Source organism: Escherichia sp. HH091_1A (assembly GCF_030295175.1).
In the GTDB taxonomy this organism is placed as follows: domain Bacteria; phylum Pseudomonadota; class Gammaproteobacteria; order Enterobacterales; family Enterobacteriaceae; genus Escherichia; species Escherichia coli_F.
The window spans coordinates 3,580,232-3,593,314 of sequence record NZ_AP025747.1 but is presented as its reverse complement, the minus strand read 5'-3'; the positions used below and the strand labels follow the sequence as shown (position 1 = coordinate 3,593,314).

Sequence of the window (13,083 nt, the reverse complement as noted above, 5' to 3'; positions counted from 1 at the left end):
ATGCTTTATTCTATCAAAAATCGCTCATTTTTACTTTTTTTACCATAATGTTACTTAGTAGCATCGGCAATTTACATAACTTACATGTTGCTTTTTATATCCTGAAAAAACAGATAGATAGTGTGCGCACTCGAAATGATATTGGTAACATAAATAGCTTTATTCGTGACAAACATCTCAAAAGATTTCCTTTTATTATTTTTGAAATTCATTTGATCAAGGTTATCACCTTATGGAGACGTTACGTAGAATGACTATATTTGTTATCGGCACATTAGGGGTATTAAATTTAGTATTGATGGAAGGTGATTATTGAACAATAACATCGAGTCACGGTAAAAGTATGAGGTATATAATGGACATTGAGTTTTCGCAGATTCATGAAATGGTCTATATGCATGATATTGTAAATTCGGACTCGAAAAAGAAACCAAGGATTCCGTTAAAAAAATTCCTTAATGCTGAGAAGGTTCTCACGCAAACAACATCATGGGCACTAAATTCAAGATATGTGAATGTTAATTCTGTCAGTAAAGTCAACGTAAAGAGTAAAGTTAAAAACAGTTATATCTCACGATCTGTCAATGATGAGTTTAGTTTAACAGATGATGAAATCAATTCTTTTAAAGAAACGTTAGTCCTTTCCTCTATTGATTCACTAAGTAAACTGGTTCTTAATAATCCTCTTTCTGTATTGTTTACATCGACTGTACGAAGGAATAATAATAGAGCTAAGATGAATGTTGAGTTCGACTCATGGATTTGCACCAGATGTTGTTGATACATGATATTTTACATTGCAAGGTGATGTCTAAAATGAAAGATGTTGATCAAAACTTTGATGCTTTATACTGGCATATACTACAAGCATATTTAATTTTATTGTTTTATGATTAACGAGGTTCCATCTTTTTGTTATCTATTTAAGTTTACCTTGCACAATGCATGATTGCTCTGTTACCAATACTCAAAATAAAAGCATGCTTACCTTGCTTTAGTATATTATAGCTTACACTTTTTTCTGGAAAGACATAAAAATCAGGAATAAGTTCTGCAAGTCTATCATCATCGACTTGATCCATGATCTCAAATTTATTAACTTTCTTTGATGTTAAATGGGCTGTGTCATAGTTTTCAATCCATGTGTATTCAATATTTCGCCGTATTGATTTACTTTCTCTGTTACCTTGTTGCCAGGTTCCGCTCAACGCAACAGTTCCTGTTTTATTTTTTTGGTTATACATAAAGTCGATGGTAAGATTTGCTCGCCCCTTGTCATTAAAAATTACCCAATTTGCAGTGCATGTTTCATTATATATCATTTTTTCTGCAGTATAAGAGTAAACAATGAAGAGAATAAACCCACTGATGAAAACTAAAATAAATAATAAGTTTTTTTTATAATCAATCACGATTAACCTCACGGTAAGACAGGGTTAAACAGCCTGCCACTTCATGTTGGTTATAGTTTTTATTGCATGCCATAACAATCATCCTTGGTGAGGATTTTGCAAGAGGGAAGTATAACCACGGATATTTTTTACAGTTAATCCCCGAATCCAGTATCCGTGTCTTATATTTATCGAACTCTTTCAACCCATCAATTGTATCTTCTGTCACATTAAAATGGCAGCCATTAATTTCCGCAACAGTCTTGTAATCCTTGAAGAATGGCTTCGGTTGATTCTTATTCCATAGCCAATGTGCAGAATATACGCCTATAGCAAATATGCTCAACATAATTAGATAACTTTTTATATGTTTGAGGATTTTGTTATTGAAATTGTTTGCGCTACCAATGCTCTCTTTGTACTCCGCATTACCTTTTACGGCAGGTGGGGTATTGTGTGTATGTGCGTCTGTTGAAGAGTTTATTGCATGATTTTGTATGTTAATGTCATTATGAATCTTGAATCCTCTTCTCGGCACGGTTGCAATAAGCGAGTGGGTGGTATCACCAACAGCGCGAAATCCGCGTCTGATAATGGATATGTTCTGATATAACGTGTTAGTTGGCACACGCATACCTTCTTCTTCCCAGACTCTGGTGAAAAAATCTTGTTGTGCAACCACATCAGGAAAAGCTTCAAGTAGAAGTGATAAACAACGACTGGCTGGCGTTGTCAGAACGACGTTAAGATCGGCGTTATGTACCGATATTAATTTTCGGTGCTCAGGCCAGAACTCGATATTATCGTTAATAATCCAGTACATACGTCAATAGACACTAAATCAATCGAAATGGAAATCACATAGTTTGCTAAGTATATTGGTATTTACGGCATAAATATATATTAATTTTATATTTATCATAATGATTGAAATGAGGCTTTAATGTCGCAACGTAAAACTTTACGTAAATTAACATGATTAACATTTACGCCACTATTGTTTGTAAATTCATATTTCGTAATGCTTCTGAATTTTTCGTGTGATGGTTTTAAATACCATGTTGTTTACTCTTGGGGTTACTGCTTATTTATAAAATACGGGCATTTCAATAGATGCCCGTATAAGCAGAGTATGATTCTGGCAGATTGTTTAGTATCAATGTTGGACCGAATGTGAGCGAATAAATAACTCGTTTATTTTACCACCCATTCTCTTTTCGATTCGTTGCTTGTACGCGTAGATGCTACGGATATCCATATCCAGAACTTCAGCAATCTGATATGGATTATAACCAGAAACCATATACCCCATTATGGTGAATTCCATCTGAGTTAATGTGTTCCCTCTGGTAAATGATAAATAACGACCAATAAATAGTTGTCTGATCTTTTCATTGGCAACATCAAGACCATCATCATTATATATGACAGCAGATATTGCAGAGTTGTGTTTTCGCCAGTAGTTAGCTAACGATTGCATATTGCGGTCGCTGACTAAAACAATCCCCATGTCAGTACTTGCAAGATAGTCAATCCAGTCTTTTTCAAGGAATAGACGTAAAAAACTTACTGAAAAATCGACAAAAATATATCCGCTTAATCTCGCATTGTGGTTTTTTGTTAAGATACCTTCCACCACACCACGATTAAAATATGAACTTTCTTCGGGCCACATACAAAAACACGAGTTTGCGCAATACTGCAAACGTGGTGACTCTTCTGGCATTATTTGGCAATGCATTGAGCAACTATTGCATGTAAGACTTTTATAACGACTACAAAGCCCCATGTTAAGAACCTCCCTATCCGTATATAATTGCATAATTTCATTGGTTATTGATGATGTCAATACACCATGATTTTGTAATTTTGCTGGGAAAAATTGCGATTAATCTGTATTTACTATAATTCTGAGTAAGGCATTTAAAAATGCATTTCTCGTTATCAAATATGATTATGTTTCACTGATTTAATCTTGCATGGTTGAGAACGGTTCAGATAACTATCTCATGGTATAAGAATATCTATATCGCAAATTGTTTTTGAATGACCAGAAGATATCTTGTGAATCTAAGTTATGCATCTTAAATAGTCTTATTTAAGATGTTCAGATCTCTTTGTGTGTTTAACTAACTGATAATACTAGGATATGACGAGAGAAGTGATAGAGCGGAATAATAACAAATGAACATTATGAAAACTGGAATGGTTCAAAATTGTAGCAATTTTGAACCATTCACAACGGATATTAGCTAAAGAACATTACCGATACGCACAGGATACCCACGATCAGCGTAATCAGATTTCCGATGGAACGCCAGGGTTTAAGCGCCGGGATGAGATATGTTGACAGCGTAGGCATGATGAAAAGTATCATGGCAATGAGCGGGCCGCTGATCGCGTAAATCATCGAAATCGCGTTCGGGTTAATGCAACAAACAAAGAAGGTAATGAGCGATACCAACATAATTGATAGTGCGCGGTTAAATGCACGACTTTTCTTTACACCAACCTGCTGTAGTGTTGTTTTGACGACCTCCGTGGCACCTTCAATAACGCCAAAGTACGTACCCAGGAATGATTTCGACATCGCAACTACTGCGACAATAATCCCGGAAATTGACAACCATGCTGGGGCGTTCGGCAGCATAGAAAGCGCCGATAAAATGGTAACCCCTTCTTCTTTAGCCGCTTCAATATACGAAGGTGGAATAGAAAGCAGGCAGCTAAAGACAAAGAACAGTACACTTATGCAGATGATGAGATAAGCGACTTTCATAATTTTTTTGCATTTATCCATAGCGTGTTCGCCATATTTTTCACGTCTGTCTATGGCAAACGTAGAAATAATGGGCGTATGGCTAAAGGCGAAAACCATCACGGGAATCGATATCCATATCTGGTGAAGGGTATTCTGATTGAACTCTACCTGGGTAGTTAATAGATCAGGTTGCCAACTACCGACCAGGTAAATAGATAGAAATAGGAAATAGGCAATCAATGGGAATACCAAAAATCCCATTACCCGAATAGTGGCATGGCGTCCCATCAGAAAAATGAGATTCAGGATTAATACAACACCCAGACTCACCAACATACGGATGCGAAGATCAATAACCATATGCTTTGCCAGCTGTTCCGTAAGTGAGTTGGTAATTGCCACGGCATATATCAACACGACGACAAAAAAGGCGATGAAGTACAGCGTGGTAATCAGATTACCAATCTTCTTGCCATAGTAGTGTGTTACCGCGCCCGTTATCCCTTCACCTGCTGATGTTTTTGATGAGAGGATGAATTGGCATAAGGCTTTATGTGGCCAATATGTTAAAGGCCAGGCGACCAGAGCAGTAATAAACAGGACCACAGCCCCTGCCGAACCTAACTGAATAGGAAGGAAGAGCGTGCCTGCACCAACGGCTGTGCCGTAGAGCGCGAAACTCCACAGAGTTTCTTCTTTTGACCAAATATTAGACATTATCTGAACGTATCATCTACAAATTAAACAAAATGGAGGGCAATTTACCATAAACCAGGTTAAGTATGGGAGATTAACGCCCTTTCTACCTCTCTATTGGTGGGTTAGTGGTTGCAAACCTTACGTGCCAGTTATGTCTCTGACTGCTGGTCAGGCGTATTTCCTTTGTGATAAAAATCACTTTTTTTAAACAATTAAGATAACTGTAATTAACAATCATTTACTATTGCACTGTTAATTGGTGCGAGGTTGTGATGAAAGACGTTGTGATTGTCGGGGCGTTACGGACACCTATCGGCTGTTTTCGTGGTGCGTTAGCGGGTCATTCCGCCGTGGAACTTGGCAGCCTGGTCGTGAAAGCGTTAATAGAACGTACCGGTGTTTCTGCATATGCGGTGGATGAAGTGATTCTTGGTCAGGTGTTGACTGCAGGGGCAGGGCAGAATCCGGCAAGGCAATCGGCTATTAAAGGTGGTCTTCCTAACAGCGTTTCTGCAATCACTATTAATGACGTTTGCGGTTCCGGGCTTAAAGCACTGCATCTGGCTACTCAGGCGATCCAGTGTGGCGAGGCGGATATTGTCATCGCCGGTGGCCAGGAAAACATGAGCCGCGCACCACACGTTCTTACAGATAGCCGCACCGGTGCACAGCTTGGCAATAGCCAGTTGGTTGATAGTCTGGTGCATGATGGCTTGTGGGATGCCTTCAATGATTATCATATTGGTGTCACCGCCGAAAATCTGGCTCGCGAATATGGCATCAGCCGTCAGTTGCAGGATGCTTACGCACTTAGCTCGCAACAAAAAGCGCGAGCGGCGATTGACGCCGGACGATTTAAAGATGAAATCGTCCCGGTAATGACCCAAAGTAACGGGCAGGCGTTGGTTGTTGATACCGATGAACAGCCACGCACTGACGCCAGTGCAGAAGGCTTGGCCCGTTTAAATCCTTCATTTGATAGTCTCGGTTCTGTGACAGCGGGTAATGCATCATCCATAAACGATGGCGCAGCTGCGGTAATGATGATGAGCGAAGCCAAAGCGCGAGCGTTGAATTTACCCGTGCTTGCCCGCATTCGCGCATTTGCCAGCGTTGGTGTAGATCCGGCATTAATGGGAATTGCGCCGGTGTATGCGACACGCCGTTGCCTGGAACGTGTCGGCTGGCAGTTGGCTGATGTCGATCTTATTGAGGCTAATGAAGCGTTTGCTGCTCAGGCGCTTTCGGTTGGCAAGATGCTTGAATGGGATGAGCGTCGGGTCAATGTTAATGGTGGCGCGATCGCGCTCGGTCACCCAATAGGCGCGTCCGGTTGCCGAATCCTGGTTTCTCTGGTTCATGAAATGGTGAAACGTAATGCCCGCAAAGGACTGGCTACGCTTTGTATCGGCGGGGGCCAGGGCGTGGCATTGACCATTGAACGTGACGAATAGCTCTGCATTTCCTCCTTACCGATAAATATCAGCCGTCATTAATCTGTTGAATAATGGTGGCTGGCGAGTCGACATACATTTTCAGGGCTCCCTGATTTTTCCATTCTCATGACATATTCGTGATCGACACTGCACTTTCTTCAGTCCTCACCTTAAAAATGAAACATTGTTTTATTTTTAATTGAAAACCCTATCCTGTGGGCATATCATCCCCTTATAGAGAAAACGAAACAGCGTTTCACTATCGTTTTCTATTTTCACGCTTCACTGATTATCGGAGGTTGATGTGGACGTAAGACAAAGCATCCACAGTGCGCATGCAAAAACGCTGGATACCCAGGGGTTGCGCAATGAATTTTTGGTTGAAAAGGTATTTGTCGCCGATGAGTACACCATGGTTTACAGCCACATTGACCGTATTATTGTTGGCGGCATTATGCCGGTAACTAAAACGGTTTCCGTTGGCGGGGAAGTTGGTAAACAACTCGGGGTAAGCTATTTCCTGGAACGTCGCGAGTTAGGTGTTATCAATATTGGCGGTGCCGGTACGATTACCGTCGATGGTCAATGCTATGAAATCGGTCACCGCGAAGCCCTGTATGTTGGTAAAGGCGCAAAAGAAGTTGTCTTTGCCAGTATTGATACCGCTACTCCGGCGAAGTTTTATTACAATTGCGCACCTGCGCATACGACGTATCCCACCAAAAAAGTCACACCGGACGAAGTATCTCCAGTCACGTTAGGCGATAACCTCACCAGCAACCGTCGCACGATTAACAAATATTTTGTCCCGGATGTGCTGGAAACCTGCCAATTGAGTATGGGGCTGACGGAGCTGGCTCCGGGTAACTTGTGGAACACCATGCCGTGTCACACCCACGAGCGCCGGATGGAAGTTTATTTCTATTTCAATATGGATGATGACGCCTGCGTTTTCCACATGATGGGGCAGCCGCAAGAAACGCGTCATATTGTGATGCATAACGAGCAGGCGGTGATCTCCCCGAGCTGGTCGATCCATTCCGGTGTCGGAACCAAAGCTTATACCTTTATCTGGGGCATGGTCGGTGAAAACCAGGTCTTTGATGATATGGACCATGTGGCCGTTAAAGATTTGCGCTAGTTGTGGGCATAAACGAATAAGGTATTGTTATGATTTTAAGTGCATTTTCTCTCGAAGGTAAAGTTGCGGTCGTCACTGGTTGTGATACTGGACTGGGTCAGGGGATGGCGTTGGGGCTGGCGCAAGCGGGCTGTGACATTGTCGGCATTAACATCGTTGAACCGACTGAAACCATCAAGCAGGTCACGGCGCTGGGGCGTCGTTTTTTAAGCCTGACCGCCGATCTGCGAAAGATTGATGGTATTCCTGGACTGCTGGATCGCGCGGTAGCTGAGTTTGGTCATATTGATATCCTGGTGAATAACGCCGGATTGATTCGGCGCGAAGATGCTCTCGAGTTCAGCGAAAAAGACTGGGACGATGTCATGAACCTGAATATCAAGAGCGTATTCTTCATGTCTCAGGCAGCGGCGAAACACTTTATCGCACAAGGCAATGGCGGCAAGATTATCAATATCGCGTCAATGCTCTCCTTCCAGGGCGGGATCCGTGTGCCTTCTTATACCGCATCAAAAAGCGGCGTGATGGGCGTGACGCGATTGATGGCGAATGAATGGGCTAAACACAACATTAATGTTAATGCGATAGCTCCGGGTTACATGGCGACCAACAATACTCAACAACTACGGGCAGATGAACAACGTAGCGCGGAAATTCTCGACCGCATTCCAGCTGGCCGTTGGGGACTGCCGAGTGACCTGATGGGGCCGGTAGTGTTTCTTGCCTCCAGTGCTTCAGATTATGTGAATGGTTATACCATTGCCGTGGATGGCGGTTGGCTGGCTCGTTAATCCATTCTTCTTACTTTTATGACCCTGCCGCATGGCAGGGTTTTTTATACCTGTAGATCATCATAATCCATATCATGGTTATGAAATAATCCATATCAATTATCAATTAGTGAACTTTATGAATTTTATCTGCTTTAAAATTAGTTGGTTAATAATAATCTCAATAATTCAACTTAATTTGAAAATTGGAATATCCATCACATAACGACATGTCGCAGCAATTTAATCCATATTTATGCTATTTCCGACCTGACACCTGTGTGAATTGTTCACGTATTTTTTCACTATGTCTTACTCTCTGCTGGCAGGAAAAAATGGTTACTATCAATACGGAATCTGCTTTAACGCCACGTTCTTTGCGGGATACGCGGCGTATGAATATGTTTGTTTCGGTAGCTGCTGCGGTCGCAGGATTGTTATTTGGTCTTGATATCGGCGTAATCGCCGGAGCCTTGCCGTTCATTACCGATCACTTTGTGCTGACCAGCCGTTTGCAGGAATGGGTGGTCAGTAGCATGATGCTCGGCGCAGCAATTGGTGCGCTGTTTAATGGGTGGCTGTCGTTCCGCCTGGGGCGTAAATACAGCCTGATGGCGGGGGCTATCCTTTTTGTGCTCGGTTCGATAGGGTCCGCTTTTGCGACCAGCGTAGAGATGTTAATCGCCGCTCGTGTGGTGCTGGGCATTGCTGTCGGGATCGCGTCTTACACCGCTCCTCTGTATCTTTCTGAAATGGCAAGTGAAAACGTTCGCGGTAAGATGATCAGTATGTACCAGTTGATGGTCACACTCGGCATCGTGCTGGCGTTTTTATCCGATACAGCGTTCAGTTATAGCGGTAACTGGCGCGCAATGTTGGGGGTTCTTGCTTTACCAGCAGTCCTGCTGATTATTCTGGTGGTCTTCCTGCCAAATAGCCCGCGCTGGCTGGCGGAAAAGGGGCGTCATATTGAGGCGGAAGAAGTGTTGCGTATGCTGCGCGATACGTCGGAAAAAGCGCGAGAAGAACTCAACGAAATTCGTGAAAGCCTGAAGTTAAAACAGGGCGGTTGGGCACTGTTTAAGATCAACCGTAACGTCCGTCGTGCTGTGTTTCTCGGTATGTTGTTGCAGGCGATGCAGCAGTTTACCGGTATGAACATCATCATGTACTACGCGCCGCGTATCTTCAAAATGGCGGGCTTTACGACCACAGAACAACAGATGATTGCGACTCTGGTCGTAGGGCTGACCTTTATGTTCGCCACCTTCATTGCGGTCTTTACGGTAGATAAAGCAGGGCGTAAACCGGCTCTGAAAATTGGTTTCAGCGTGATGGCGTTAGGCACTCTGGTGCTGGGCTATTGCCTGATGCAGTTTGATAACGGTACGGCTTCCAGTGGCTTGTCTTGGCTCTCTGTTGGCATGACGATGATGTGTATTGCCGGTTATGCGATGAGCGCCGCGCCAGTGGTGTGGATCCTGTGCTCTGAAATTCAGCCGCTGAAATGCCGTGATTTTGGCATCACCTGCTCAACGACGACAAACTGGGTGTCGAATATGATTATCGGCGCGACCTTCCTGACACTGCTTGATAGCATTGGCGCTGCCGGTACGTTCTGGCTCTACACTGCGCTGAACATTGCGTTTGTGGGCATCACTTTCTGGCTCATTCCGGAAACCAAAAATGTCACGCTGGAACATATCGAACGCAAACTGATGGCTGGTGAGAAGTTGAGAAATATTGGCGTCTGATTTCATGGGCCGGATGTGCTGTACATCCGGCCCTTTTTTCGTTAATAGAGATTGGGCACCTGGCCGTTGAGGCGTTTGTCTCGTTCCTTATTCAGCCTTGTTGCGGTAACACACATCAGGAGAGAGGAATGAAAACAATTGGTTTGCTGGGAGGAATGAGTTGGGAATCCACTATTCCTTATTATCGTCTGATTAATGAAGGTATTAAACAGCGGCTTGGTGGGCTTCACTCTGCGCAAGTGCTGCTACATAGCGTCGATTTTCATGAAATAGAAGAGTGCCAGCGTCGCGGCGAGTGGGACAAAACCGGGGATATTCTGGCTGAGGCGGCGCTTGGCTTACAGCGGGCGGGCGCAGAAGGCATTGTGTTATGTACCAATACGATGCACAAAGTGGCGGATGCCATTGAGTCTCGTTGCTCTCTGCCTTTCTTACATATAGCGGATGCCACTGGACGTGCAATTATCCGGGCTGGGATGACTCGTGTGGCGCTGCTGGGTACGCGTTACACCATGGAACAGGATTTTTATCGCGGGCGGCTGACGGAACAATTTTCCATCAACTGTCTCATTCCTGAAGCGGATGAACGGGCGAAAATTAATCAGATTATTTTTGAAGAACTGTGTCTGGGGCAATTTACCGAAGCGTCACGCACTTATTATGCGCAAGTGATTGCTCGCCTTGCAGAACAGGGCGCACAGGGTGTCATTTTTGGCTGTACGGAAATTGGTTTACTGGTGCCAGACGAGCGCAGTGTTCTGCCTGTGTTTGATACCGCGGCGATCCATGCCGAGGATGCTGTCGCTTTTATGCTGTCGTAGCTGACGACAAAATAGCGTCAAGAGAAGTGACCAGTTTCGGTAATCCCGCTTGTAAATGCTCACTAAACGCCTGAACCAGCGCTGATGACGGGCGGTGCAGGGGGCGGATCAGGCTGACGGTGAACGGAACCGCAATACTGAACCGCCGCACTACTAAACCGCTTGCCGCATAATCCAGTGCGGTGAGCGGGTTAACCACCGAAACACCTACCCCCGCCCGTACCATTGCGCAGACTGACGCGGCGCTGTGGGTTTCTACGATCATGCGTCGTTTAACCTGATTCTCAGTAAACAATTGATCCAGCAACTGGCGATAGCTGTCAGTACGGGAAAGGCTGATGTAGTTCTCACCCTGAAAATCATCCGGCGTTAATACCTTTTTTACCGCCAGCGGATGATCCGGGGGTAACACACATACTTCATCTAAAGAGAGTAATTCGGTACGTTCTGTTCCCGCAGGCGTATGGAGTGTCTCGGTGAGTCCTAAATCATGACGCTGGGCCGAGAGCCACTCTTCAAGTAGCGGTGACTCCTGCGGCACGATATTTAAGCTGACATCGGGATAACGTGCCAGAAAAGGTTGCAGGAGCTGCGGTAAAAAAGATTGCGAAAAGACCGGCAGGCAGGCAATAGACAGTTCTCCCTGGCGAAACTCGCGCAGACTTTCTGCGGCACTGACAATGCGATCCAGTCCGTACCAGGATCGTTGCACTTCTTCAAACAGACGCAGTCCTTGCACGGTAGGATGTAATCGTCCACGTATGCGCTCAAACAATTTCAGCCCGATCACCTTCTCAAAGCGCGCCAGTTCGCGGCTGACGGTTGGCTGTGAGGTGTGTAGCAGGTGTGCCGCCTCAGTCAGGCTTCCGGCGGTCATTACCGCATGAAAAATTTCAATATGACGTAAGTTAACGGCGGCCATTAGCGCTCTCTCGCAATCCGGTAATCCATATCATTTTTGCATAGACTCGACATAAATCGATATTTTTTATTCTTTTTATGATGTGGCGTAATCATAAAAAAGCACTTATCTGGAGTTTGTTATGCCACATTCACTGTTCAGCACTGATACCGATCTCACCGCCGAAAATCTGCTGCGTTTGCCCGCAGAATTTGGCTGCCCGGTGTGGGTCTACGATGCGCAAATTATTCGTCGGCAGATTGCAGCGCTGAAACAGTTTGATGTGGTGCGCTTTGCACAGAAAGCCTGTTCCAATATTCATATTTTGCGCTTAATGCGTGAGCAGGGCGTAAAAGTGGATTCCGTCTCGTTAGGCGAAATAGAGCGTGCACTGGTGGCGGGGTACAATCCGCAAACGCACCCCGATGATATTGTTTTTACGGCAGATGTTATCGATCAGGCGACGCTTGAACGCGTCAGTGAATTGCAAATTCCGGTGAATGCGGGTTCTGTTGATATGCTCGACCAACTGGGGCAGGTTTCGCCAGGGCATCGGGTATGGCTGCGCGTTAACCCGGGTTTTGGTCACGGGCATAGCCAAAAAACCAATACCGGTGGCGAAAACAGCAAGCACGGTATCTGGTACACCGATCTGCCCGCCGCACTGGACGTGATAAAACGTCATCATCTACAGCTGGTCGGCATTCACATGCACATTGGTTCTGGCGTTGATTATGCCCATCTGGAACAGGTATGTGGTGCTATGGTGCGTCAGGTCCTCGAATTCGGTCAGGATTTACAGGCTATTTCTGCGGGCGGTGGGCTTTCTATTCCTTATCAACAGGGTGAAGAGGCGGTTGATACCGAACATTATTATGGTCTGTGGAATGCCGCGCGTGAGCAAATTGCCCGCCATTTGGGCCATCCTGTGAAACTGGAAATTGAACCGGGTCGCTTTCTGGTAGCGCAGGCTGGCGTATTAATTACTCAAGTGCGGAGCGTCAAACAAATGGGTAGCCGCCACTTTGTGCTGGTTGATGCCGGGTTCAACGATCTGATGCGCCCGGCAATGTACGGTAGTTACCACCATATCAGTGCCCTGGCATCTGATGGGCGTTCTCTGGAACACGCACCAACGGTGGAAACCGTCGTCGCCGGACCGTTATGTGAATCGGGCGATGTCTTTACCCAGCAGGAAGGGGGAAATGTCGAAACCCGCGCCTTGCCGGAAGTGAAGGCAGGTGATTATCTGGTACTGCATGATACAGGGGCATATGGCGCATCAATGTCATCCAACTACAACAGCCGTCCGCTGTTACCAGAAGTTCTGTTTGATAATGGTCAGGCGCGGTTGATTCGCCGACGCCAGACCATTGAAGAATTACTGGCGCTGGAATTGCTTTAACTGC

The 13,083-nt window shown here is 45.0% G+C and carries 13 protein-coding genes; 8 read left to right on the top strand and 5 right to left on the bottom strand.

Going from position 1 to position 13,083, the window contains the following annotated elements:
• Positions 1-355: 355 nt before the first annotated feature.
• Positions 356-781 carry a protein YqeK gene (gene yqeK, locus QUF14_RS18085; protein WP_000350603.1) on the top strand — a complete coding sequence of 142 codons (426 nt, stop codon included), beginning with the start codon at positions 356-358 and terminating at the stop codon, positions 779-781.
• 35 nt (positions 782-816) lie between these two features.
• Positions 817-897, top strand: a complete 81-nt coding sequence (locus QUF14_RS18080; RefSeq protein WP_072132081.1) for a hypothetical protein — start codon at positions 817-819, stop codon at positions 895-897.
• Positions 898-929: 32 nt separating this feature from the next.
• Here the strand turns inward: QUF14_RS18080 and QUF14_RS18075 are convergent, their stop codons facing one another.
• From QUF14_RS18075 to QUF14_RS18060, 4 genes are all read right to left on the bottom strand, one after another.
• The gene (locus tag QUF14_RS18075) at positions 930-1,412 is read right to left on the bottom strand and encodes a YqeJ family protein (protein ID WP_000568331.1); all 483 of its coding nucleotides are present in this window, start codon (positions 1,410-1,412) and stop codon (positions 930-932) included.
• Positions 1,405-2,214: a winged helix-turn-helix domain-containing protein gene (locus tag QUF14_RS18070; protein WP_001354945.1), complete on the bottom strand. Its 810-nt coding sequence runs from the start codon at positions 2,212-2,214 to the stop codon at positions 1,405-1,407. Before QUF14_RS18070 ends, QUF14_RS18075 begins: the two co-directional genes overlap by 8 nt.
• Positions 2,215-2,547: 333 nt before the next feature.
• Entirely contained in the window at positions 2,548-3,180 is a 633-nt protein-coding gene (locus QUF14_RS18065) for a helix-turn-helix transcriptional regulator (protein WP_001305805.1), read from the bottom strand.
• A 459-nt stretch (positions 3,181-3,639) separates the two neighbouring features.
• Positions 3,640-4,869: an amino acid permease gene (locus QUF14_RS18060; RefSeq protein WP_000065947.1), complete on the bottom strand. Its 1,230-nt coding sequence runs from the start codon at positions 4,867-4,869 to the stop codon at positions 3,640-3,642.
• A gap of 254 nt (positions 4,870-5,123) precedes the next feature.
• On the opposite strand from QUF14_RS18060, the gene QUF14_RS18055 reads away from it, so the two are divergent.
• The 5 genes from QUF14_RS18055 to ygeA all read left to right on the top strand — a co-directional run bounded on the left by QUF14_RS18055 (position 5,124) and on the right by ygeA (position 10,773).
• Positions 5,124-6,305 carry an acetyl-CoA C-acetyltransferase gene (locus QUF14_RS18055; RefSeq protein ID WP_000656039.1) on the top strand — a complete coding sequence of 394 codons (1,182 nt, stop codon included), beginning with the start codon at positions 5,124-5,126 and terminating at the stop codon, positions 6,303-6,305.
• Positions 6,306-6,591: 286 nt separating this feature from the next.
• Entirely contained in the window at positions 6,592-7,428 is an 837-nt protein-coding gene (kduI, locus tag QUF14_RS18050) for a 5-dehydro-4-deoxy-D-glucuronate isomerase (protein ID WP_000383251.1), read from the top strand.
• A gap of 29 nt (positions 7,429-7,457) precedes the next feature.
• The gene (gene kduD, locus QUF14_RS18045; protein WP_000603526.1) at positions 7,458-8,219 is read left to right on the top strand and encodes a 2-dehydro-3-deoxy-D-gluconate 5-dehydrogenase KduD; all 762 of its coding nucleotides are present in this window, start codon (positions 7,458-7,460) and stop codon (positions 8,217-8,219) included.
• A 314-nt stretch (positions 8,220-8,533) separates the two neighbouring features.
• Positions 8,534-9,952, top strand: coding sequence for an arabinose-proton symporter AraE (araE, locus tag QUF14_RS18040; protein ID WP_000256438.1), 1,419 nt, complete (start codon positions 8,534-8,536; stop codon positions 9,950-9,952).
• Positions 9,953-10,080: 128 nt separating this feature from the next.
• Positions 10,081-10,773 carry an amino acid racemase gene (gene ygeA / locus QUF14_RS18035; protein WP_000848650.1) on the top strand — a complete coding sequence of 231 codons (693 nt, stop codon included), beginning with the start codon at positions 10,081-10,083 and terminating at the stop codon, positions 10,771-10,773.
• On the opposite strand, the gene lysR is transcribed toward ygeA, so the two are convergent.
• On the bottom strand, positions 10,760-11,695 hold the full coding sequence (gene lysR, locus QUF14_RS18030; RefSeq protein ID WP_000741809.1) for a DNA-binding transcriptional regulator LysR: 936 nt from the start codon (positions 11,693-11,695) through the stop codon (positions 10,760-10,762). The genes ygeA and lysR overlap by 14 nt on opposite strands.
• Before the next feature lie 121 nt (positions 11,696-11,816).
• Between lysR and lysA the strand changes: the two genes are divergently transcribed.
• Positions 11,817-13,079 (top strand): diaminopimelate decarboxylase, encoded by a 1,263-nt coding sequence (gene lysA, locus QUF14_RS18025; RefSeq protein WP_001120733.1) that lies wholly within the window; start codon positions 11,817-11,819, stop codon positions 13,077-13,079.
• Positions 13,080-13,083: the final 4 nt, after the last annotated feature.

Bases quoted from the DNA above. Each gene is read 5' to 3' on its own strand.
- QUF14_RS18065 (WP_001305805.1), bottom strand. From the start codon at position 3,180: ATGGGGCTTTGTAGTCGTTATAAAAGTCTTACATGCAATAGTTGCTCA.
- QUF14_RS18060 (WP_000065947.1), bottom strand. From the start codon at position 4,869: ATGTCTAATATTTGGTCAAAAGAAGAAACTCTGTGGAGTTTCGCGCTC.
- ygeA (WP_000848650.1), top strand. From the start codon at position 10,081: ATGAAAACAATTGGTTTGCTGGGAGGAATGAGTTGGGAATCCACTATT.
- QUF14_RS18055 (WP_000656039.1), top strand. From the start codon at position 5,124: ATGAAAGACGTTGTGATTGTCGGGGCGTTACGGACACCTATCGGCTGT.
- QUF14_RS18070 (WP_001354945.1), bottom strand. From the start codon at position 2,214: ATGTACTGGATTATTAACGATAATATCGAGTTCTGGCCTGAGCACCGA.
- QUF14_RS18080 (WP_072132081.1), top strand. From the start codon at position 817: ATGAAAGATGTTGATCAAAACTTTGATGCTTTATACTGGCATATACTA.
- kduD (WP_000603526.1), top strand. From the start codon at position 7,458: ATGATTTTAAGTGCATTTTCTCTCGAAGGTAAAGTTGCGGTCGTCACT.
- yqeK (WP_000350603.1), top strand. From the start codon at position 356: ATGGACATTGAGTTTTCGCAGATTCATGAAATGGTCTATATGCATGAT.
- lysA (WP_001120733.1), top strand. From the start codon at position 11,817: ATGCCACATTCACTGTTCAGCACTGATACCGATCTCACCGCCGAAAAT.
- araE (WP_000256438.1), top strand. From the start codon at position 8,534: ATGGTTACTATCAATACGGAATCTGCTTTAACGCCACGTTCTTTGCGG.
- lysR (WP_000741809.1), bottom strand. From the start codon at position 11,695: ATGGCCGCCGTTAACTTACGTCATATTGAAATTTTTCATGCGGTAATG.